The sequence below is a fragment of the Nesterenkonia sandarakina genome (genome assembly GCF_003003175.1).
In the GTDB taxonomy this organism is placed as follows: Bacteria; Actinomycetota; Actinomycetes; order Actinomycetales; family Micrococcaceae; genus Nesterenkonia; species Nesterenkonia sandarakina_A.
Window position 1 is genome coordinate 318307 of record NZ_PVTY01000001.1, and the last position, 19822, is coordinate 338128.

A 19822-nucleotide genomic window follows, 5' to 3' on the forward strand; every position below is an offset into this window, starting at 1 on the left:
CTGGCTCAGCCCTGGGTGTCGTTCAGCGCCGCGAGCCGCTCCTGCTCGTCGAGCTCGACGCAGGACTGGATCACGGCTTCCAGGTCACCGTTGATCACGGTGTCGAGGTTGTAGGCCTTGTACCCGCTGCGGTGATCGACGATCCGGTTCTCCGGGTAGTTGTACGTGCGGATGCGTTCGGAGCGGTCCATGGTGCGGACCTGGGACTTGCGCACCTGGGCGTTGTCGGCGTCGATCTGTTCCTGCTGGTGGGCCAGGATCCGGGAGCGCAGCACGCGCATCGCGGCTTCCTTGTTCTGCAGCTGTGACTTCTCGTTCTGCATGGCCACCACGATTCCTGTGGGCAGGTGGGTGATCCGCACCGCGGAGTCGGTGGTGTTCACGCTCTGCCCCCCGGGCCCGGAGGAGCGGTAGACGTCGATCTTGAGATCGTTCTGGCTCAGCTCGAGCTCCTCGGGCTCGTCGACCTCGGGCAGCACCAGCACGCCGGCGGCCGAGGTGTGGATGCGGCCTTGGGACTCGGTCTCGGGCACCCGCTGGACGCGGTGCACCCCGCCTTCGAACTTCAGGTAGGCGTAGACGCCCTGGGCCGCGTCGTTGGTGGAGGACTTGATCGCCATCTGGACGTCCTTGTAGCCGCCGAGGTCCGAGGGGGTCGAGGAGATGACCTCGGTCTTCCAGCCCTTGGACTCTGCGTAGCGGGTGTACATGCGCAGCAGGTCTCCGGCGAAGAGCGCCGCCTCATCACCGCCGGCGCCGCCCTTGACCTCGATGATGACGTTGCGGACGTCGTTCTCGTCGCGCGGGATCAGCATCCGCAGCAGCTTCGCGGCGGCCTCCTCGCGCTGCGCGGTGAGCGCGGGAATCTCGGCGGCGAACTCGGAGTCCTCCTGCGCGAGCTCCTCGGTGGTGGCGAGGTCCTCGCTGAGCTGCTTCCAGGTCTTGTGCGCCTCGGCCACCCCGTTGAGCTGGGCGTAGCGGCGTCCGAGCCGGCGCGCCAGGGACTGGTCGGCGTGGACCGCGGGGTCGGCGAGCTGTTCCTGCAGTTCGGCGTGCTCCGCGAGCAGCGTCGACACCGAGTCGAACATCCGGGCGTTGATCTCTTCGCTCATGACTGGATTCTCTCTTGTTTCCGTGGCTGACGCGGGAACGCAGCACCCGCAGACCGGGCTGGTACAGGCGAAGCCCGGGGTGAGCGGTGCTCTCCCCGGGCTTCAGCTGGTGAGGTGGCTAGTTGCCTTTGTCTCCGAGCGCGGTCTTCGACGCCAGCATCAGGAATTCGACGTTGGACTGGGTCGCCTTGAGCTTGTTGATCAGCAGCTCCAGGCCCTGCTCCTGCTCGAGTCCGGAGAGCACGCGGCGCAGCTTCCACATGATCTTGACCTCGTCCGCCGAGAGGAGGTTCTCCTCGCGACGGGTGGAGGACTCGTTCACGTTCACGGCCGGGAAGATGCGCTTGTCCGCGAGGCGGCGGGACAGACGCAGCTCCATGTTGCCGGTGCCCTTGAACTCCTCGAAGATGACCTCGTCCATCTTGGACCCGGTCTCCACCAGCGCGGTGGCGAGGATGGTCAGCGAGCCGCCGTTCTCGATGTTGCGCGCCGCACCGAAGAACCGCTTCGGCGGGTAGAGCGCATTGGCGTCCACGCCGCCGGAGAGGATCCGGCCGGAGGCAGGCGCCGCGGTGTTGTAGGCACGTCCCAGTCGGGTCATGGAGTCCAGCAGCACGACGACGTCCTTGCCCAGCTCCACCAGACGCTTCGCGCGCTCGATGGCCAGCTCGGCAACGGTGGTGTGGTCGTCTGCCGGGCGGTCGAAGGTCGACGCGATGACTTCGCCGTCGACCGTGCGCTGCATGTCGGTGACTTCCTCGGGCCGCTCGTCGACCAGGACCATCATGAGGTGGACCTCAGGATTGTTGGCCTTGATGGACTTCGCCAGGGCCTGCAGGATGATGGTCTTGCCTGCCTTGGGCGGGGAGACGATCAGGCCGCGCTGGCCCTTGCCGATCGGCGCGATCAGGTCGATCACCCGGGGTGCGATGTCCTTCGGGTCACCCTCGAGGCGGAGCCGGTCCTGCGGGTACAGCGGGACCAGCTTGCTGAACTCCACGCGCTCGGCGTTGGCCTCGGGCGGGCGGCCGTTGACGGCGTCGAGCTTCACCAGCGCGTTGAACTTCGCACGCTTCTGCGGGTTCTCGCCCTCGCGGGGAGCGCGGATGTGGCCGTGGACGGCGTCGCCCTTGCGCAGGTTGTGCCGCTTGACCTGGGCGAGGGAGACGTAGACGTCGTTGGGTCCGGAGAGGTAGCCCGAGGTGCGCACGAAGGCGTAGTTGTCGAGCACGTCCAGGATGCCTGCCACCGGCACCAGGACGTCGTCCTCGGTGACCTCGGTGTCGTCGACCTCAGGATCGCGGCCGCGGCGGCGGTTGTTGCGGTCGCCCCGGTCGTTGCGGTCATTGCGGTCGTTGCGATCGCCCCGATCGTTGCGGTCATTGCGATCGTTGCGGTTGCGGCTGCGCCGGTTGCGGCGCTCCTCGTCACGACCACCCTCGTTGCGGGTGCCGTCGTTGCGCTCGTTGCGGCTGCCGTCGTTGCGGGCGCCGTCCCGGCCGCCCTCACTGCGGTCGTTGCGGCCGCCCTCACTGCGGTCGTTGCGGCTGCCGTCATTGCGATCGTTGCGGCTGCCGTCGTTGCGCTCGGTACGGTTGTTGTCGCGGTTTCCGCGGCCACCGTCACGGCCGTTGTTGTCGCGACCATTGTTGTCACGGCCGTTGTCGCCGCGGCTGCGCCGGTTGCGGCCTTCGCCGTCATTGCGCTGGCCGTTGTCCTGAGCCTGGTCCTGAGACTGCTCGTCGGAGCCGGACTGCGAGTTCGACTGCTGCGCGTCGGACTGCTGGGTGTTCGACTGCTGAGCCTCGGCCTGAGCGGCGTTCTGCTGCGTGGCGGCGTTCTCATCGCGGTTGCGGCTGCGACGGTTGCGGTTGCGTCCGCGGGGCTGCGAATCGCCGCCGTCGTCGTTGCCGTTGCTGCTGTCGTTGGCCTGCTGATCGTTGCGGCCGTTGTCGCGAGTGTCCTCGCGGCTGTTCTCGCCACGCGCGCCCTCGCTGCTCGGGGCGTTCTCGGCAGTCTCGGCGCTGGCGCCGTTCTGCTCTGCGGCTGCCTCGGTCGCCTTGGGCTCGGCCTTGGACCGGCGGCGGTTCGGGCGCTTGGCGGCGGGCTCCTGAGCGCCGGCTGCCTGGTTGTCATTGCCGCTCTTGGCGGTGTCGTTCTCGCGGCCGGCACCGGAGGACTGGTCCTGCGGCTTGTCGGCGACGGCGCCGCCGCGCTGGTGCGAGGAGATGGCCTCCACCAGGGCGGATTTACGCATCCGGGAGCTTCCGGTGATGCCCAGCTGGGAGGCAAGCGCCTGCAGCTGGGCGAGCTTCAGACCGGCAAGCCCGGAGCTCTTGGCCTCGGGTGCAGCGGACTCGGCCTTCTCGGCGCTCTGAGTCGCAGTGGTCTCAGCGGTGGTTTCTGTCACGAAGGTTCCTTCCCCCTCGTCAGGCAGGCCCGGCGGATGCGCCGTCCTGCGATGTCTTCAACGGAGCGTCAGAAGTCCGTTGGCTGATGTCAGTTTCTTTCGCGCATACAGCGTTGGAGAGTCTCCATGCACGGTCCGTCTCCCCGGCGGGGAGTGGGATCATCGCGGGACTCTGCTGAATCACTCGATCGAGGAGTCTGCAGCGTCCAGCGCGTTCAGGAAAGAAGCGCAACTCGCGCGAAAGAACATTACGGTGATCTCTTCAGGGCCAGCTCAGTGGCCTTGGGGAGGGAGCGTGCGGGGCACGCCATCAACGCTGATGTGCCTCCACTGTAACACCAGTGCCTGCGATCGGCAGGATTGCGGGCGTGAACACGTGGCCCCGCGCATCGGGTCCGCCGAGTGCCGAGATGTGCTGCGCCGCGGCGCTGGCCTGGGCGTCGGAGTCGGTGAGCACGAGCACCGAGGGGCCTGCACCGGAGATCACGGCGGCGAACCCGGCCGCACGCAGTCCATCCACCAGGGCCATCGACCCGGGGAATGCGGGTCGGCGCTGCTCCTGGTGCAGCGCGTCCTCGGTGGCTTCGAGCAGCAGCTCGGGCGCACTGGTCAGTGCATGGACCAGCAGCGCGGCGCGGGCGGAGTTCCGTGCGGCGACGGCGTGGTCCACCTGGGCCGGCAGCAGGTCTCGAGCCACCTGGGTGGACTGCTCGAAGTTCGGCACCGCCACCACCGTGCGCAGCTGCGGGTGCGGGATCAGCGGTGCGGTCCTGAACGCACCGGCCAGCGACTCCTGGGCGGATCCGTTCGTGGCCTCGGCCGCCGATGCTGCGGGGCCGGTCTCCTGCCAGGAGATCGCCACTCCCCCGCGCAGCGCGGGCACGTAGTTGTCCGGGTGGCCCTCGATCCGGGACCCGATCTGCAGCTGCTCGTCGGGGCTGAGCCCCTCGGGCAGCAGCGCGTGGGCGGTCATCACCGCGGAGGCCACGGCGGCGGCGGAGGACCCGAGTCCGCGGCTGTGCGGAATGTTGTTCACCGCGCGCACCTCCAGGTCCGGGAGGCTGAAGCCCTTCGCGTTGAGGATCTTCTCGACCAGGGTGACCACCAGGTGGGAAGCATCGCGGGGCAGCGTGGCCGACCCTTCGCCCTGAACCGTGATCTCGACCTGCGCGGTGGCCGCTCGCCGGGGAGCGGCGTGGACGGTGATCTCATCGAAGAGGCTCAGCGCCAGGCCCATGGTGTCGTAGCCGGGACCCAGATTCGCCGAGGTGGCCGGGACTCGGAGGTGGAAGGCCACCGGAGCCGAGAGGGGTTCGCGCAGCGCGAGATCGGCGCGTCCCGCGGCGGTCGGCGGCGTCGCGGCCGAAGGGGCCAGCGCCTGGTCCGGGGCGAGTCCCTGGCCGAGCTTGTGCATGCTGGGCTGACCGCTCATCAGGATCAGAGCCCCAGCTGCCGGGCCACGGTCTCGACGTCCTGCGGGACCATGGTCGGGGTGACGTCGGAGCCGTCGGCGTTCTTCAGCGCCCAGTCGGGGTCCTTCAGGCCGTGCCCGGTCACCGTGATGACGATGGTCTTGTCCGCCGGGACCTCGCCGGCGGAGTGCTTCTTGATCAGTCCGGCGACGCCGGCGGCCGAGGCGGGCTCCACGAACACACCCTCTCGGGAGGAGAGCCAGCGGTGCGCGTCGAGGATCTCCTCGTCGGTCACGGCCTCGATGACGCCTGCCGACTCGTCCCGGGCGGCTTCGGCCTTCTCCCAGGAGGCGGGGTTGCCGATCCGGATGGCCGTCGCGACGGTCTCGGGCTCGGTCACCGGGTGGCCCATGACGATGGGGGCTGCGCCGGCGGCCTGGAACCCCCACATGATCGGGGTGTGGCTGGCCATCGCGGGGAGCTCCTCGCCGCTGGCGCCCGCGTAGGGGTTGGTCCAGGGCTGGGAGTACTCCTTGTAGCCCTTCCAGTACGCGGTGATGTTGCCGGCGTTGCCGACCGGGAGCAGGTGATAGTCCGGGGCGTCGCCGAGGGCGTCCACAACCTCGAAGGCCCCGGTCTTCTGCCCCTCGATGCGGGCCGGGTTCACGGAGTTGACCAGGAACACCGGGTAGTTCTCGGAGAGCTTCCGGGCGATGTCGAGGCAGCCGTCGAAGTTTCCGTCGACCTGGATCAGCTCTGCTCCGTGGGCGACCGCCTGGGAGAGCTTGCCCATCGCGATCTTGCCGGCCGGGACCAGGACCGCGCAGGTCAGTCCGGCTTGGGTGGCGTAGGCGGCGGCCGAGGCGGAGGTGTTGCCGGTGGAGGCGCAGACCACAGCCTTGGCGCCCTCCGCCACTGCGGCGGTGATCGCCATGGTCATGCCGCGGTCCTTGAAGGACCCGGTGGGGTTCATCCCTTCCACCTTGAGGTAGACCGTGCCGGAGACCAGCTGGGAGAGCGCCGGGGCGTAGACCAGCGGGGTGCCGCCCTCTCCCAGGGTGATGACCTCGGTGGTCTCCTCCACGGGGAGTCGGTCTGCATATTCACGGATGACTCCGCGCCATTGGTGCGCCACGGGTGGGTGCTCCTTCATCGTCGTGCTGGTGGGATCTGCTCTGGTGGGGCTGGGCCCGGGACTGCTGTTCGGGCTGCTGCCCGAGGTTACTGCTCGACCTCGACGCGCAGCACCGAGTTCACGGACTTGACCACGTCGAGGGCCCGCAGCGTGGAGACCGTGTCGGAGAGGTCCTTCTCCTTGGCCAGGTGGGTGACGATCTGCACGACGGCGCCGCGTTCGCGTGCCGCCTCGGTGTCCACCTCGCCGTCGGTCGAGACGCTGCCGGGCTGGCGCATGGATTCGATGGAGACGTGGTGATCTGCCAGCACGCGGGCGACTTCGGCGATGACGCCCTCGCGGTCGGCGACCTCCATATCAATGTAGTACTGCGTGCGGGCGTCATCCACCGGCAGCGCGCGCACGGTCTGGGAGTCGCCGTTGGTGTCGGTGGTGCCTGGGTGGTCCGGGCCGCTGTGCAGCCGGCGCGCCACGGAGACCACATCGCCCATGATGGCCGAGGAGGTGGGGAGCCCGCCGGCGCCCTGGCCGTAGAACATCAGCTCTCCGGCGTTCTCGGCGACTACGAAGACCGCGTTGAAGGCGCCGCGGACGCTTGCCAGCGGGTGGGTGCGGGGCAGCAGGGTGGGGTGCACGCGCAGGATCGCGCCGTCGTCGTTCTTCTCGACGATCGCCAGCAGCTTGATCACGTAGCCGGAGGCGGAGGCTGCCTCGATGTCGGCGGAGGTGACGGAGGTGATGCCCTCGCAGTAGACGTCGTGGATGTCGAAGGGCGAGTGGAAGGCCAGCGCGCCGAGGATCGCGGCCTTGGCGGCGGCGTCATGACCTTCGACGTCGGCGGTCGGGTCCGACTCGGCGTAGCCGAGCCGCTGGGCCTCGGCCAGGGCGTCGTAGAACGCGGCCCCGGTGGAGTCCATCTGGTCCAGGATGTAGTTGGTGGTGCCGTTGACGATGCCCATCACCTTGGTGATGCGGTCCCCGGAGAGGGACTCCTGGATCGGGCGCAGGATCGGGATGGCGCCTCCCACCGCGGCTTCGAAGCGCAGCAGCGCCCCGGACTCGGTGGCGGCCTCGCTGAGCTTGCCGCCCTGTACCGCGAGCAGCGCCTTGTTGCCGGTCACCACGGCGGTGCCGGCGCGCAGCGCGCGCTCCACCAGGCTGCCGGCGGGCTCGAGCCCGCCCATGAGCTCGATGATCAGGTCGGCCTCGTCCACCAGCGCTTCGGCGTCGGTGGTGAGCAGCTCGCCGGGGATCTTCCAGTCGCGCGGGGCGTCGACGTCGCGGACGGCGACGCCGATCAGCTTGATCGGGGCGCCGACCCGCGAGGAGATGAGCGCGCGCTCCTCGACCAGGGTGCGTGCGACCTGGGAGCCGACATTGCCTGCGCCGAGCAGACCGATCTTCAGCGGCTCTGCGGTGGTCCTTGCTGCGGACATCATGACCTCAATCCCTTGTGCCTGTTCAGTACCCGGTGCTGCGTGCGCGCTGTGTGTCAGCGTGCGGCGAAGCCGGTGTCGCGCCCGAGCATGTCCTGCTCGGTCTCTCGGCGGATGAGCACCTGGGAGGCGCCGTCTGCGACGGCGACCACTGCGGGTCGAGTCAGGTAGTTGTAGTTGCTCGAGAGCGAGTGGCAGTACGCGCCGGTGGCGGGAACGGCAAGGAGATCATCCCGGGCCGTCGCCGTCGGCAAGTATACGTTTCGCACAACGATGTCGCCGGACTCGCAGTGTTTGCCCACGATGCGAGACAGCGCGTGATCACCGGTCACCCGGCGCGAGGCGAGCACCGCTGAGTAGTCGGCGTCGTAGAGCACCCCGCGGGCGTTGTCGCTCATCCCGCCGTCGACGGCCACATAGCGCCGCGAGGTGGTGCTGCCGTCGGGGGCGTCGACCTGGACGTCCTTCTGCACGCCGACCCGGTAGAGCGTGACCCCGGCGGGTCCGACGATGGCCCGGCCGGGCTCGATGGAGATCCGCGGCACCTGCAGTCCGTGCTCCGCGCAGGCCTGCTTCACGGTGGCGGCCAGCGCGGCGGCGATCGATTCGGGGTCGCGCGGGGTGTCGGCCTCGGTGTAGGCGATGCCGTGGCCGCCGCCGAGGTCGAGCTCGGGCAGCTCCACGCCGTGGTCTGCCCGCAGGCGCGCCAGGAACGTGATGAGCTTCTGCGCGGCCAGCTCGAAGCCGGCGGGCTCGAAGATCTGCGAGCCGATGTGGGCGTGGAGTCCGCGCAGCTCGACGCCGGGCAGCTCAAGTGCGCGCGAGGCCGCGGTCCAGGCGGGAGACCCGAGGTAGGGGTTGGCGGCGGTGTCCTCGCTGGCGGGGTCTGCTGCCGGGGCGCCGGCGGCGACTGCACCGTCAGAGTCTGCTGCGGGGGCGCCGGCGGCGCTGAGGGCCGGGGTCAGCGAGAGGCCGAACTTCTGGTCCTCATGCGCAGTGGCGATGTACTCGTGGGTCGAGGCGTGCACGCCGGGGGTCAGCCGCAGCATCACCGGGGCGCGGGTGCCTGCGGCGACGGCGAGGGTGGAGATCCGCTCCAGCTCGTCGAGCGAGTCGGCGATGATGCGCCCGATCCCGGCGTCGAGGGCGCGCTGGATCTCGGCGTCGGACTTGTTGTTCCCGTGCAGCCCGATCTGCTTCGGCGGGACCCCGCCGGCCAGGGCCAGGGCAAGCTCGCCGCCTGAGGCGGTGTCCACGCAGAGACCCTCCTCCACGGCCCAGCCCGCCACATGGGTGCTCAGGAAGGCCTTGCCGGCGTAGAAGACGTCGACCTCGGTCTCGGGGGCGAAGGCGGCGCTGAAGGCCTCACGGAAGCTGCGGGCGCGGGCCCTGAAATCGGCCTCGGAGAGCACATAGAGCGGGGTGCCGTGCTGGGCGGCCAGCGTCTCGACGTCGACCCCGCCGATGACCAGCCGGCCCTGGGCGTCGCGGTGCGCGTCGGCCGGCAGCAGCGCGGCTTCGAGGTCGTCGGTGTCCCGTCGGGGGGTGAGCCAGGCCGGAGCCAGCGGGTGAGCGCTGGGCACCGAGGAGCTGGGCCCTGATGTGCTGGGAGTGGTCGGGCTTGGGGTGGTGGGGCTGTTCGCGGTGATGGCGGTTCACATCCTTTCGGGTGCGGTGACGCCGAGCAGCGCCAATCCGTTGCGCAGCACCTGGGCCGTGGCGTCGTTGAGCCAGAGCCGGGTGCGGTTGAGATCGGTGACCGGATCCTGCACGCCGTCGGGGCTGACGCTGGGCGCGACTCGGCATACGGCGTACCAGCCGTGATACGCGCTTGCCAGGGACTCCAGGTAGCGCGCCACCCGGTGGGGTTCGCGCAGCTCGGCGGCGGAGGCCACCACGGAGGTGAAGCGTCCCAGGTGAGAGAGCAGCTCCTCCTCGGTCTCGTGGGTGAGCAGCCCGGCGTCGAAGCTCTCGCGGTCGACTCCTGCGGCCTCGGCGTTGCGCGCGGCGTTGCGGGAGCGGGCATGGGCGTACTGCACGTAGAAGACCGGGTTGTCGTTGGTCCGGGATTGCAGCAGCTCCGGGTCCACATCGATCGGCGAGTTCGCGGGGAACCTGGCCAGCGTGTAGCGCAGCGCGTCGGCGCCGAGCCATTCGATGAGGTCGGTGAGCTCGATGATGTTGCCGGCTCGCTTGGAGAGCTTCGCGCCGCGGATCGACATCAGCTGGCCGATGAGCACCTCGATGTTGCGCTCCGGATCGTCACCGGCACAGGCGGCGATGGCCTTGAGCCGGGAGACGTAGCCGTGGTGGTCCGCGCCGAGCAGGTAGATCTTCTCGGTGAAGCCGCGCTCGCGCTTGGAGAGGTAGTAGGCGGCGTCGGCGGCGAAGTAGGTGGGCTCGCCGTCGGCCTTGAAGAGCACCCGGTCCTTGTCATCGCCGAAGTCGGTGGTGCGCAGCCAGACGGCGCCGTCGCGGTCCTCGATGTGGCCCTGCTGGCGCAGCGTCTCGACGGCGGCGGCGACCTTGCCCTCGGCGTGGAGGGACTGCTCGGAGTAGAAGACGTCGAAGTGCACGCCGAACGCGGTCAGGGTGTCCTTGATCTGTCCCAGCTGCGCCTGGTAGCCCAGTTCGCGCACGATCGGCAGCGCTTCGTCGCGGGGCATGTCCTTCACGTCGGGGCGGGCGGCGAGGATCTCTTCGGCGAGGTCGATTACGTACTCGCCGGGGTAGCCGCCCTGCGGGACGTCCTCGCCGTGGATGCGGGAGAGCACCGAGTGGCCGAAGACGTTCATCTGGTTGCCGGCATCGTTGACGTAGTACTCGTTGGCGACGGTGGCACCAGAGGCGCGCAGCAGCCGGCCGATGGCGTCGCCGAGCGCGGCCCACCGGGTGTGGCCGATGTGCAGCGGCCCGGTGGGGTTCGCGGAGACGAACTCGACGTTGACCGTCCGGCCAGCCAGTGCATCGTTGTGGCCGAAGGTGTCCCCGGCTTCGACGATGGTGCGGGCGAGCTCGCCGGCGGCGGCGGAGTCCACCGTGATGTTGATGAACCCGGGGCCGGCGATCTCGATGCGCTCGACGCCGGGTACCTGCTCGAGTCGGGCACCGAGGATCTCGGCGAAGGCACGCGGGGGCATGCCGGCCTTCTTGGCCAGCTGCAGGGCGACGGTGGTGGCCCAGTCGCCATGCTCGCGATTCTTGGGGCGCTCGATCACGACGTTCTCGGGGAGATCGACGCTCAGCTCACCGGCTTCGACAGCCTCGGCGAGCACGCTCTTGACAACGGTGGAGAGTTCTTCGGGAGTCACCGGGACAGTCTACGGGGTCCGCCCGCCGAGCCCGGTGTCGCCAGCGGGTGGTCCCGGCGCGCGGGCGGCCCTCCCCCACTCGTGTCCCCCGCGCGGCCACCTACCCACGCTCCCCGCGTCCATGGATTGGGCAGTTTGCGGTGGAATGACTCCGTGCGCGGGGCCGTATAACGCCGCAAAGTGCCCACTCGGTGCGGGCCACCCCGAGGAGGGCGAGCCGTGGGCGCCGCGGGGCGCGTTCCGGCTGGTGGTCTCGCCGAATCTGCTCAGCCGAGCAGTCCGAGCACGCCGGTGGCGCTCAGGTAGATGCCGAGTCCGGCGAGGGTCAGCCCGCTGCCCATTTCGATCCGACCGGTGACCACCGGATTGGAGAGCCAGGTGTTCGCGGCGTCGACGAGCAGCACGACCCCGATCAGGTAGAGCCACATGCTCGCGGCCACGGTGCCGCCGAGCACCCCGATCGCGAAGGCCGGAGACGCTCCGACGGGGGTGAACTGCGGGAAGAGCGCGAGGAAGAACAGACCGACCTTCGGGTTGGTCATGCAGCTGCCGAGCCCGATCAGGAACGTGCCGCGGAAGCTGGTGATGTCACGACGCGCCCGCCTGCCCGGGGAGCCCTGAGGCTCACGATCTGATCCGCGAGCGCCCTTGCCCTTGCCTGGCGTCGGAGCAGACGACTGATCTGCCGCCGAACCGACTCCCGGACCTGTGGCGACCGCAGGGGGCTGCGGATCGTAGGGGCCGCCGACCAGGGCGGGGACGCCGGCGCGAGCAAGTCGGTAGGCCTTCAGCGTGGTCCGGGCGCTGCGCATCGCGCGGACCCCGAGGAAGATCACGTAGAGGCCGCCGATCAGGCTCAGCAGCTCATACGCCACCGGGGAGGCCTGGAACAGCGCCGCCAGGCCGGTGGCGGCGAGCGCCGCCCAGATCAGCGCCGCGACCGAGGAACCTGTCGCCGCGCCGAGGCCCGCTCGGCGGGAGAGCAGCGCGTTGCGCAGGGACAGCATGGTGTCCTGGCCCGGGGTGATGGCCAGGACGGCGGAGACGGCGAGCAGGCCGAGGTAGCTGGAAAGTGTCACAGACCCATCCTGAGACACCGCACCGATCAGGACAAGCAGATAAAAGTAGAGGACTGTTCGTCATCGACGAATCGGGCGATACTGGTGCCATGTTGAATCCACACCGGCTGCGCGTGCTGCAATCCGTGATCGCCACCGGATCGATCCAAGGTGCCGCACGCAGCCTGCACTACTCCCCCGCCACGGTGAGCCAGCACATGAGCGTCCTGGCGCAGGAGACCGGACTGAAGCTCTTCGACCGCAGTGGTCGAGGGCTGAGCCCGACGACGGCGGCGCTGTCCCTGGCACGGGGAAGCACCCCCGTGCTGCAAAGCCTCGATGAGCTCGACCGCCTGGTGGAGGGACTGCGCCACGGGCGGTCCAGTCACCTGACGCTGGCCAGCTTCACCTCCGCCGCGAAGGAGTGGCTGCCTCAGGTGGTGGCCACCCTGCGGGCCAAGGATCCCGAGCTGACCGTGCAGATCAGCCTCAACGAACCCTATGCGGAGAAGACCGGACGCCCGGTGGACATCGATATCCGCAATGAATCGCCGTTGGAGCCGGAGGAGCACTTCTCGGGCTACCTGCGACACCTGCTTCGGCACGAGGACTTCGCCGTCGTCCTGCCGGTGGATCACCCGCTCGCCCAGTCGGAGTCCGTGGAGGTCCACGAGCTCAGCGATCAGATGTGGGTGGACCACGACATCAAGGACAGCCCCAACGGGCGGATGATCCGCACCGCCTGCCAGGCTGCCGGGTTCGTGCCACAGTTCGCCGCCCGGCTCGATGATCACAATGCGGCACTCTCGCTGGTGGCGGCCGGCCTGGGGATCACCGTGCTCCCCCACCTCGCACTGCAGGATCTGCCGCGCGGCACCGTGGTCCGCGCGCTGCGCAATCCCACGGTCCAGCGCCGGATCGTGGCGCATGTCCGGCAGGACCGCGCAGGAGAGGAGCTGGTCTCCGCGGCGCTGAAGATGCTGCACGAAGAATCGGAGAAATCTCTCGGCACAGAACCCTTGACCTGACCGCGGCGCAGTCCTAATGTACAACCAAATGGTTATACGTCCTGAGACTTCACCGCCCCCCAGTGACGACCAGGTGGACCGGATCTTCCGGGCACTGGCAGACGCCACTCGCAGGGACATCGTCCGACGCACCCTCGGCGAAGAGGCAACCGTCTCCGCCCTGGCTGCCCTGTATGAGATGTCCTTCGCTGCCGTGCAGAAGCACGTCAGCGTCCTGGAAAGCGCAGATCTGGTGACCAAGCGCCAGCAGGGGCGCGAACGCCTGGTCCGCGGCAACCCCGACACCATCCGCGAAGCCCAGGCCCTGCTCGATGAGTACGCGCTCATCTGGCAGGGCCGCATCTCCCGCCTCGATGCTCTCCTGGCGGACACCACCACACCAGACACCAGTGGGCAGCACTGACAACAGGAAGGCTCGCCATGCCCATCACCTCAGTCACCAAGGACACTGATGCATTGACCATGACCGTGGTCTCGGAGTTCTCCGTCCCGGTCCAGCGACTCTGGGACGCATACGCCGACCCTCGCCAGCTCGAGAAGTTCTGGGGTCCCGTCGAGTGGCCGGCCACCTTCACGCGGCACGACTTCTACCCAGGGGGCCGTTCGCACTATTGGATGACCGGACCAGACGGCACCCGTGCCGCAGGCTACTGGGAATACCTCTCCATGGAGCCCGGGCGGTCCTTCGAGGTCACCGATGCCTTTGCCGATGAGGCCGGGACGCCGAACCCCGAGATGCCGATGATGCGCATGAGCCTGGTCTTCGACGAGACCGCACAGGGGTCGAGACTGACGACCACGACCTGGTTCAACTCCCAGGAGGACTACCAGCAGCTCCTCGAGATGGGCCTGGAGGAAGGCATGACCTCGGCCATGGGCCAGATGGACGCGGTGTTGGAGGACCTCTCCTCGTTCGCCGCCGGCACCGGGGTGCAGACCCAGGTGCTCACCGACACCAAGGTGCGGATCAGCCGGATCATCCGCGGCACCCCCGACCAGGTCCGCGAGGCGCATCGGGACCCCGACCTGCTGCGCCGCTGGCTGCTGGGACCCGACGGATGGCGGATGTCGGACTGCCAGGTCGCGACCAAGGTCGGAGACCGCTATCGCTTCGCGTGGGAGAAGGAGGAGGACGGTTCGGAGGGGTTCGCCCTCTACGGGGAGCTCATCGAGCTGGACGAGCCCTACCGGGAGGTGACCACCGAATCGATGGAGGGCGTGCCGGGTGCGCCCAATATCAACGAACAGACCCTGACCCCCATCGCCGGCGGCACGCTGCTCACCCTGATCATCACCTATCCCAGCGCAGAGGTCCGGGACATGGTGCTCGAGACCGGCATGACCGACGGGATGGAGACCAGCTACGCCCGCCTGGAGCAGGTGCTGACCGCCTCGTCCCGGAACTGATCCCGCAGTTCCCGTCCATGTGGTTCATGTCCCAGCGTCTCCCCGAGGAAGGAAACCACTCCATGTCACTGGCGTTCACCATCAGCCTGCCGATCGCCGACCGGTTCCGCTCCCACAGCTTCTACCGGGAGGGCCTCGGCCTCGAGCCGGTGGGTGAACTGGCCCAGGACGGTCTCCCCGAACCGCTGCAGTTTCGGCTGTTCGGGGAGGCCTACCTCTGTCTGATCCCTGCCGAGGGCCTCGGCTGGGTGCTTGGCGAACGTCCGCTCTCCCCGGCTGGGCACAGCGAATGCCTGCTGGGCAGGGCCGTCGCGAATGCCGACCAGCTCACCGCTGTGACCGAAGCGATGCGCAAGGCCGGGGGCACGGTGCTCACACCGCCCACCCACCAGCCCTGGGGCTTCGAGTCCATCGTGGCGGACCCGGACGGTCACGCGTGGCAGCTCTACCTCGGCTGAGCAGCGCCCGATCGGCGGCACCAGGTTGTCCGCGCCGTCTCCACCCCTCAAGGAGCGACCCATGAGCAGGATCACCGTGCTCGGTGGAACCGGCTATGCAGGGCAGCACATCGCCGCCGAAGCGACGGCGCGTGGGCACCACGTGATCGCCGTGGCCCGCCAGGCACCGAAAGAGCCCCTGGACGGCGTGAGCTATGTGACTGGAGATGTGACTCGTCCGGAGTTTCTCGAAGATCTATTGGCGAAGACCGATGTGGTCATCCTTGCGCTGTCCGCCCGCGGTGACATGCGGGGCAGGGTCGTGGAGGTGGCCGCGGAGCTGATCCCCTCGGCAGCCCGGCACAACGTCCGCCTGGGGGTGCTCGGCGGCGCCGGCTCCCTGAAGGTCTCCGAGGACGGACCGCGACTGATCGACACCGACGCCTTCCCGGCGGAGTGGAAGCCGGAGTCGATCGAGATGATCCAGGTCCTGGAGGACCTGGAGGCGGCGGAGGACACGCTTCAGTGGTTCTACATCAGTCCCGCCGCCAGTTTCGGCGTCAACCACCCGGGTGAGCGAACGGGTGGCTACCGCACCACCGGGGATGTGCTGATGTACGACGACGCCGGCCGATCCGAGCTCTCCGGAGCGGACCTGGCCATCGCGGTCCTCGATGAGGTGGAGCAGCACCGGCACCGGAATCAGCGCTTCGCCGTGGGGTACTGAGGTCATGACAGAGCGCTTCGGCGGGCACGTTGGCTCGACAGGTCCATGCAGCACTTGGACCCCACGCTCCTAGCGGGATGCATCCTCAACTTCCGGACTGGTCCGTGCCCTCAGGGTTCTCGTCGTCCGTCTTCTTGCTGTCCCTGCGGAAGCCAGTCGCAATGGCCAGACCGACCGCAAGGCCGAGTCCCGCACCCAGGGCCACATTGTCGAGGAAGACCATGCCGGCGATCGCGCCGAAGGGCATACCGAAGGCGATGCCGTAGGCGACGTGATTCGAACTCGAGTCCTCAGCCGTGGATACAGCCTAGAGGCGGCGCGCCGCAGAACTCTGGACGCGTGTCCCATCCTGATCACGGGTGACGCCCGAGGGCTCCCGGTCCTCGTCAGGCTGCGCGACGCCGCCGTCACCGTCAGCGTCACCCTCGACGTCCCCACCCTCGCCTTCAGCGTCACCCTCGACGTCGCGGTCCTCGTCAGTGTCGACGCCGTCCGTCTCCTTGCTGCGCGGCTGGCGCACCAGCAGGTAGGTCGCGCCGAAAAGCAGCAGTCCCGCGACGATCGCGGCGGCGATCGCCCACTCCTCACCTACCAGGTCATCCAGGAATGAGCGCGCCGGAGACTCTGGATCGATGAGCGCCACGACCACGAAGGCCGTGACCACCACGGTCGCGAGGATGGTGCCGAGGTGTCGCCACCACTGGGAGGATCCGATCTTCTGCAGTGAGTGACCCGCCTTGGCGACCTGTTTGGCCCGCAGCACTCGCAGCGCGCCGACGCTGCGCAGCAGCCGGAGCAGCTGCATGGGGCCGATGCTGAAGACCACACCCACGATGACCAGCACGCTCAGGCCGACCAGCCATTAGTTGCGGAGCAGCCAGTCGATCTTCTTGGGCGACACCAGGAACAGCACGATGGTCTCGAAGATCAGGACCACGCTGGTGATCCAGAGCCCCACGTGACCGATCATCTCGAAGGGTTCATCCAACAGGGTGAGGAAGACCGCGGGGACCGAGATCACAGCAGCGATCAGCACGGGCCAGGCCAGCCGGTCCTCCCAACGCTCTTCCAGCTCGCGCGCCCTCTCCTGGGATGCTCGGCCGCTCGCGGTCTCGGTGAGCTCACCGGCGGCGGCCGAGGTACGCCGACGCTTGGATTGAGGTCCGCGGTCGTCTTCATCGGTGGAAGGGGATGCGGAAGCCATCATCCCAGCGTAGACGGGAGTCAGTCCCGAGCGGGCAGCAACGGGCCACCAAGCTGCGTGATCGCGTTGTTGTACTTCGCGCTCAACCGCTCCTGAGTGACCAGATCCAGCGCCGCGAGACGCCTGGGAGAAGTGTTGTCCATGATGTCGGCGTGCTTGACGACCAGGGACAGATCACTCAGGAGCACCCGCGCATAGTAATCCTCAGACGGCTCACCCTCGCGGCGGGTCAGGTGGTCGACGGCGTCACTGATGGCGGCTCCGAAGACGGCGCGCAGGTCGTCCTGGGTGACCTCGGTGTCTTCCACAACGTCATGCAGCAGCGCCACGGTGCTGTAGCGGCGGTCGTAGCCGTTGGCCCGCACGATCGCCGCCACGCGGCGAGGATGGTCGATGTAGGGCTTTCCGGACTTGTCCACCTGATCCCGGTGGGCGAGCTGGGCGATGAGGTCTGCCGCGGCTTCTGACTCGGGAAGCGGCTCGGGATGCTCGTTGCGGCCCATGAGTGTCCAATCTGGTGAGTGGCCGTGGTCGAGGCGACGGTGGACCTGCGGTGCATGCAGCCGATCTACGCCAGCCTCTTCCCTGATGAAACTGAGACTGTCATGGGGCTCTGACATGTCATTACTCAGGCTCGCCAAGCGCGCGCAGGGTATGGCACACGAAAAGGGCCCGACGTGCCGACGATGATCCATGAGCGCGCGCATGCAGATCATCCAGACAGTGTCCTCAGGAACCATGACACAGGCCCAAGCAGCGAGGGCCTCCGGGGTGTCCCGCTCTTGGGTTTCCAAACTATTGAGACAGTGGGCCAGAGAAGGCGACGAACTCCCCAGCCGAATCAAGGAAGCACTTCTGGAGGCGGGATTTACGAACCCGAGGACCGGCGAGCACTCAGTAAGGGCACTACCCCGGGAACTCGAACTGAACAACTCGCGGGCATCTCGCTACCTAGACCAAGGAAGCAAGATGCACATAGAAGCAAGACAGCAAGTGGCCGATGCGCTCGGATTCAAACTGTCAGAGCTGGACTCGCTAGTAGCAGGGCAGGAAGTAGACACCTACAACCCTCCCGAAGCAGCGAACCGACTCACCTTCAGAGAACGCGTTTTAGTCAACGATCTAATCAATCTGCTCGCAGAGCGGCACCAGGACGAAAGGACGGTGACCGGCAATGACAATCCGGCCCCCATGAATCGACCGGACGACAAGGTGGCGCAGTTGCGCCCGGAGGATCGTCCGGTGACACGTAAGTCGACTCCTCGTTGGGAGTTGGATCAGGAAGCAGCCAACGAGGGCGCAGAGGGAATCGAGATGGACGAGATCCCCGACGATAGTCCCTAGTCATGTCCGTGCCGGCCAGTAGGGTCGGCGGGTATGGACCTCGAAGACATCGCACACGCACTCGGTGCGACGGTGATCCGCGAGACCCCATCAGGTAGACGGTGGGGGTCCTACTGCCACCACACGCGCACCATCCGGTTGCACCCTGACCTTGTGGCACTCCAGCGGGACTACGTTCTCGCTCACGAGCTTGGCCACCACTACTACGGACACACAGGCTGTGATCCGCGCTGGGAGTGGGAGGCCGATGTGTACGCCGCTACCATGCTGATCAAGCGTGATGAATGGTCACGGGCAACACGCATTCACGAACGCGTGGAAGCGGTCGCAGTTGAACTCTCCGTACTCCCAAAGGTGGTGCGGATCTACTACACACACCCAAAGGAGGCGCGGAATGTTAGGCAGCAGGAAGGGTATGCGGGATATTACTCGCGGTGTGAATGATAGCCGTTCAGGGTTCCGCCAGATCAAGATCGCGTTTGCTGCACCAGAGCGCAGGGTGGAGCTGCTGACACAGGAGAGAGATGCGCGTCTTTCAGAGGCGAGCAAGGCGCACTCAAAGGCTATCGGGTGGGGCGCTAAGAAGTTCATCCAGGTGGCAGAGAGGGCTGAGCATGAGGCAGGTAAGGCGCAGGCCCAGCTGGAGGATGTGTGGCGCTCAAACCCGGAGCTGCGTCCCGCCGGTGAGCAGGGGGCCGTGGGTGTCGGTGCGGCGGGGCGGATGGCGGAGCTGTCGGAACTGCATTCACGGGGCCTGATTAGCGAGGAAGAGTTTGAGCATAAGCGTCGAGCGATCCTGGAGGGGCTATGAGGGCTTTACAGGTGACGGGGTTGGCGTTGGCGGTGTTCCTTGGATTGGCGGCGTGTGGTAGCAGCGCGGAGCCGGACCAGGAGCAGGCGCAGGAGGCCACTGGAGCCCCACAGGCGGACGAGGAGCAAGAACAGGACGATCCCTTCGAGGATATTCCGGACGATGCGCCCATCCACGACATGAGCGAAGAGGATCTTGCTCGGGAGATGCTGGGGTGTGATGAGGGGCTGTCTGTTGAGGAGTGCGAGCAGCAGTACCAAGAGGAGGTCGAAGCCGCGAGCATCGAGGACTCCATAGCAATGTGTCAGGAGTACATCGATGAGGCTAGGGATGGCGGTTGGGCGGTTGGTAGCTGCTCCAACTACACCATGACCAACTCTGACTTTTATGAGCTGTTCGAGTCGCGCACTGGGGAAGCTGTGCCTGCCGACTTGAGAGATCCGGACCCGACTTGCGAGGAGCTGAACGAGGTCTACCGTGAGTCCGTAGCGGGCTTCCTGGAGGATACGGGCTCAACTACCGCAGAGTGGGCGGTCGAGGGCGCGGAGGAACAGCTGTCGCTCTATGGCTGTGAGGTTAGCGCGCCTCAGGATGCGGATGGCGGCTCGTCGGGTGTCAGCTTTGATTCCTGCGAGGAGGCGGACTTCCACTGGGGCGGTCTTATGAATGACGACCTGGGCGGACTCGACATCGACGACCAGGAGTTGGCTGAGACTGAGGCGTGGATGCAGGATAACGGGTGCTGGTAGGTCCGACTGCTGTTGAGTTGTACAAGATGTACGTTTCACGACGAAAAGCGCCCCCAACCTCACCCGAGGTTGGGGGCGCTGTCTTGAGATGTGATGCCCCCTGGCGTGCTGGGGATGCGTGGGGAAGATTCTGAGAATGTGTCTCATAATGTGTCTAGTAACGGCCATAATGTGACTCATGTCATGGCGGCTGGTGGGCACAAAAATAGGGTCGCATCCCTTCATCTGTGAGGAATGCGAC

The 19822-nt window shown here is 67.5% G+C and carries 21 protein-coding genes and 1 pseudogene; 10 read left to right on the forward strand and 12 right to left on the reverse strand.

Annotated features, from left to right (window positions below; genetic code table 11):
- Window positions 1–5 precede the first annotated feature (5 nt).
- The 8 genes from prfA to BCL67_RS01410 all read right to left on the reverse strand — a co-directional run bounded on the left by prfA (window position 6) and on the right by BCL67_RS01410 (window position 11895).
- Window positions 6–1088, reverse strand: a complete 1083-nt coding sequence (gene prfA / locus BCL67_RS01375; RefSeq protein WP_106121722.1) for a peptide chain release factor 1 — start codon at window positions 1086–1088, stop codon at window positions 6–8.
- A 142-nt stretch (window positions 1089–1230) separates the two neighbouring features.
- Window positions 1231–3522 (reverse strand): transcription termination factor Rho, encoded by a 2292-nt coding sequence (rho, locus tag BCL67_RS01380; RefSeq protein ID WP_106121672.1) that lies wholly within the window; start codon window positions 3520–3522, stop codon window positions 1231–1233.
- Window positions 3523–3832: 310 nt separating this feature from the next.
- A complete protein-coding gene (thrB, locus tag BCL67_RS01385; protein ID WP_106121673.1) occupies window positions 3833–4954 on the reverse strand; it encodes a homoserine kinase in 1122 nt (373 codons plus the stop codon).
- 5 nt (window positions 4955–4959) lie between these two features.
- Window positions 4960–6069 (reverse strand): threonine synthase, encoded by a 1110-nt coding sequence (gene thrC / locus BCL67_RS01390; protein ID WP_106121674.1) that lies wholly within the window; start codon window positions 6067–6069, stop codon window positions 4960–4962.
- Window positions 6070–6155: 86 nt separating this feature from the next.
- Entirely contained in the window at window positions 6156–7505 is a 1350-nt protein-coding gene (locus BCL67_RS01395) for a homoserine dehydrogenase (protein WP_106121675.1), read from the reverse strand.
- 56 nt (window positions 7506–7561) lie between these two features.
- Complete coding sequence (locus BCL67_RS01400; RefSeq protein ID WP_106121676.1) at window positions 7562–9088, reverse strand: diaminopimelate decarboxylase family protein; 1527 nt, start codon at window positions 9086–9088, stop codon at window positions 7562–7564.
- A 72-nt stretch (window positions 9089–9160) separates the two neighbouring features.
- Window positions 9161–10816, reverse strand: a complete 1656-nt coding sequence (argS, locus tag BCL67_RS01405) for an arginine--tRNA ligase (protein ID WP_106121677.1) — start codon at window positions 10814–10816, stop codon at window positions 9161–9163.
- Window positions 10817–11082: 266 nt separating this feature from the next.
- Entirely contained in the window at window positions 11083–11895 is an 813-nt protein-coding gene (locus tag BCL67_RS01410) for a LysE family translocator (protein WP_106121678.1), read from the reverse strand.
- An 89-nt stretch (window positions 11896–11984) separates the two neighbouring features.
- Between BCL67_RS01410 and BCL67_RS01415 the strand changes: the two genes are divergently transcribed.
- The 5 genes from BCL67_RS01415 to BCL67_RS01435 all read left to right on the forward strand — a co-directional run bounded on the left by BCL67_RS01415 (window position 11985) and on the right by BCL67_RS01435 (window position 15473).
- Entirely contained in the window at window positions 11985–12902 is a 918-nt protein-coding gene (locus BCL67_RS01415; protein WP_106121679.1) for a LysR family transcriptional regulator, read from the forward strand.
- Window positions 12903–12930: 28 nt separating this feature from the next.
- The gene (locus tag BCL67_RS01420; RefSeq protein ID WP_106121680.1) at window positions 12931–13305 is read left to right on the forward strand and encodes an ArsR/SmtB family transcription factor; all 375 of its coding nucleotides are present in this window, start codon (window positions 12931–12933) and stop codon (window positions 13303–13305) included.
- Between the two features lie 17 nt (window positions 13306–13322).
- Window positions 13323–14309, forward strand: a complete 987-nt coding sequence (locus BCL67_RS01425) for an SRPBCC family protein (RefSeq protein ID WP_106121681.1) — start codon at window positions 13323–13325, stop codon at window positions 14307–14309.
- 26 nt (window positions 14310–14335) lie between these two features.
- Window positions 14336–14767, forward strand: a complete 432-nt coding sequence (locus BCL67_RS01430) for a VOC family protein (RefSeq protein WP_219886334.1) — start codon at window positions 14336–14338, stop codon at window positions 14765–14767.
- A gap of 61 nt (window positions 14768–14828) precedes the next feature.
- On the forward strand, window positions 14829–15473 hold the full coding sequence (locus BCL67_RS01435) for an NAD(P)-dependent oxidoreductase (RefSeq protein WP_106121683.1): 645 nt from the start codon (window positions 14829–14831) through the stop codon (window positions 15471–15473).
- An 85-nt stretch (window positions 15474–15558) separates the two neighbouring features.
- On the opposite strand, the gene BCL67_RS15330 is transcribed toward BCL67_RS01435, so the two are convergent.
- From BCL67_RS15330 to BCL67_RS01450, 4 genes are read right to left on the reverse strand one after another with little or no spacing between them, the layout of a single operon-like run.
- On the reverse strand, window positions 15559–15720 hold the full coding sequence (locus BCL67_RS15330) for a hypothetical protein (protein ID WP_181255839.1): 162 nt from the start codon (window positions 15718–15720) through the stop codon (window positions 15559–15561).
- A 60-nt stretch (window positions 15721–15780) separates the two neighbouring features.
- Window positions 15781–16278, reverse strand: coding sequence for a hypothetical protein (locus BCL67_RS15335; RefSeq protein ID WP_181255840.1), 498 nt, complete (start codon window positions 16276–16278; stop codon window positions 15781–15783).
- Between the two features lie 57 nt (window positions 16279–16335).
- Window positions 16336–16677 carry a hypothetical protein gene (locus BCL67_RS01445; RefSeq protein WP_146131052.1) on the reverse strand — a complete coding sequence of 114 codons (342 nt, stop codon included), beginning with the start codon at window positions 16675–16677 and terminating at the stop codon, window positions 16336–16338.
- Between the two features lie 20 nt (window positions 16678–16697).
- A complete protein-coding gene (locus BCL67_RS01450; protein WP_106121685.1) occupies window positions 16698–17180 on the reverse strand; it encodes an HD domain-containing protein in 483 nt (160 codons plus the stop codon).
- Between the two features lie 202 nt (window positions 17181–17382).
- Between BCL67_RS01450 and BCL67_RS15950 the strand changes: the two are divergent.
- From BCL67_RS15950 to BCL67_RS01470, 5 genes and pseudogenes are all read left to right on the forward strand, one after another.
- Window positions 17383–17493, forward strand: a pseudogene (locus tag BCL67_RS15950) (helix-turn-helix domain-containing protein); the annotation flags it as partial.
- A 153-nt stretch (window positions 17494–17646) separates the two neighbouring features.
- Entirely contained in the window at window positions 17647–18021 is a 375-nt protein-coding gene (locus BCL67_RS15700; RefSeq protein ID WP_106121686.1) for a hypothetical protein, read from the forward strand.
- Between the two features lie 33 nt (window positions 18022–18054).
- Window positions 18055–18465 (forward strand): ImmA/IrrE family metallo-endopeptidase, encoded by a 411-nt coding sequence (locus BCL67_RS01460; RefSeq protein ID WP_106121687.1) that lies wholly within the window; start codon window positions 18055–18057, stop codon window positions 18463–18465.
- Complete coding sequence (locus tag BCL67_RS01465) at window positions 18458–18832, forward strand: SHOCT domain-containing protein (protein WP_181255842.1); 375 nt, start codon at window positions 18458–18460, stop codon at window positions 18830–18832. Before BCL67_RS01460 ends, BCL67_RS01465 begins: the two co-directional genes overlap by 8 nt.
- Window positions 18829–19581 carry a hypothetical protein gene (locus tag BCL67_RS01470; RefSeq protein ID WP_106121689.1) on the forward strand — a complete coding sequence of 251 codons (753 nt, stop codon included), beginning with the start codon at window positions 18829–18831 and terminating at the stop codon, window positions 19579–19581. The genes BCL67_RS01465 and BCL67_RS01470 overlap by 4 nt, the downstream gene beginning before the upstream one ends.
- Window positions 19582–19822: the final 241 nt, after the last annotated feature.

What these genes read in the sequence shown, in the direction of transcription:
- prfA (WP_106121722.1), bottom strand. Translation starts at nt 1,088, where the DNA reads ATGTTCGACTCGGTGTCGACGCTGCTCGCGGAGCACGCCGAACTGCAG.
- BCL67_RS01435 (WP_106121683.1), top strand. Translation starts at nt 14,829, where the DNA reads ATGAGCAGGATCACCGTGCTCGGTGGAACCGGCTATGCAGGGCAGCAC.
- BCL67_RS01415 (WP_106121679.1), top strand. Translation starts at nt 11,985, where the DNA reads ATGTTGAATCCACACCGGCTGCGCGTGCTGCAATCCGTGATCGCCACC.
- BCL67_RS15700 (WP_106121686.1), top strand. Translation starts at nt 17,647, where the DNA reads ATGCACATAGAAGCAAGACAGCAAGTGGCCGATGCGCTCGGATTCAAA.
- BCL67_RS01395 (WP_106121675.1), bottom strand. Translation starts at nt 7,505, where the DNA reads ATGTCCGCAGCAAGGACCACCGCAGAGCCGCTGAAGATCGGTCTGCTC.
- BCL67_RS15335 (WP_181255840.1), bottom strand. Translation starts at nt 16,278, where the DNA reads ATGCAGCTGCTCCGGCTGCTGCGCAGCGTCGGCGCGCTGCGAGTGCTG.
- BCL67_RS01460 (WP_106121687.1), top strand. Translation starts at nt 18,055, where the DNA reads ATGGACCTCGAAGACATCGCACACGCACTCGGTGCGACGGTGATCCGC.
- BCL67_RS01445 (WP_146131052.1), bottom strand. Translation starts at nt 16,677, where the DNA reads ATGGCTTCCGCATCCCCTTCCACCGATGAAGACGACCGCGGACCTCAA.
- BCL67_RS15330 (WP_181255839.1), bottom strand. Translation starts at nt 15,720, where the DNA reads ATGCCCTTCGGCGCGATCGCCGGCATGGTCTTCCTCGACAATGTGGCC.
- BCL67_RS01420 (WP_106121680.1), top strand. Translation starts at nt 12,931, where the DNA reads ATGGTTATACGTCCTGAGACTTCACCGCCCCCCAGTGACGACCAGGTG.
- BCL67_RS01450 (WP_106121685.1), bottom strand. Translation starts at nt 17,180, where the DNA reads ATGGGCCGCAACGAGCATCCCGAGCCGCTTCCCGAGTCAGAAGCCGCG.
- BCL67_RS01430 (WP_219886334.1), top strand. Translation starts at nt 14,336, where the DNA reads ATGTCCCAGCGTCTCCCCGAGGAAGGAAACCACTCCATGTCACTGGCG.
- BCL67_RS01425 (WP_106121681.1), top strand. Translation starts at nt 13,323, where the DNA reads ATGCCCATCACCTCAGTCACCAAGGACACTGATGCATTGACCATGACC.
- thrB (WP_106121673.1), bottom strand. Translation starts at nt 4,954, where the DNA reads ATGAGCGGTCAGCCCAGCATGCACAAGCTCGGCCAGGGACTCGCCCCG.
- BCL67_RS01470 (WP_106121689.1), top strand. Translation starts at nt 18,829, where the DNA reads ATGAGGGCTTTACAGGTGACGGGGTTGGCGTTGGCGGTGTTCCTTGGA.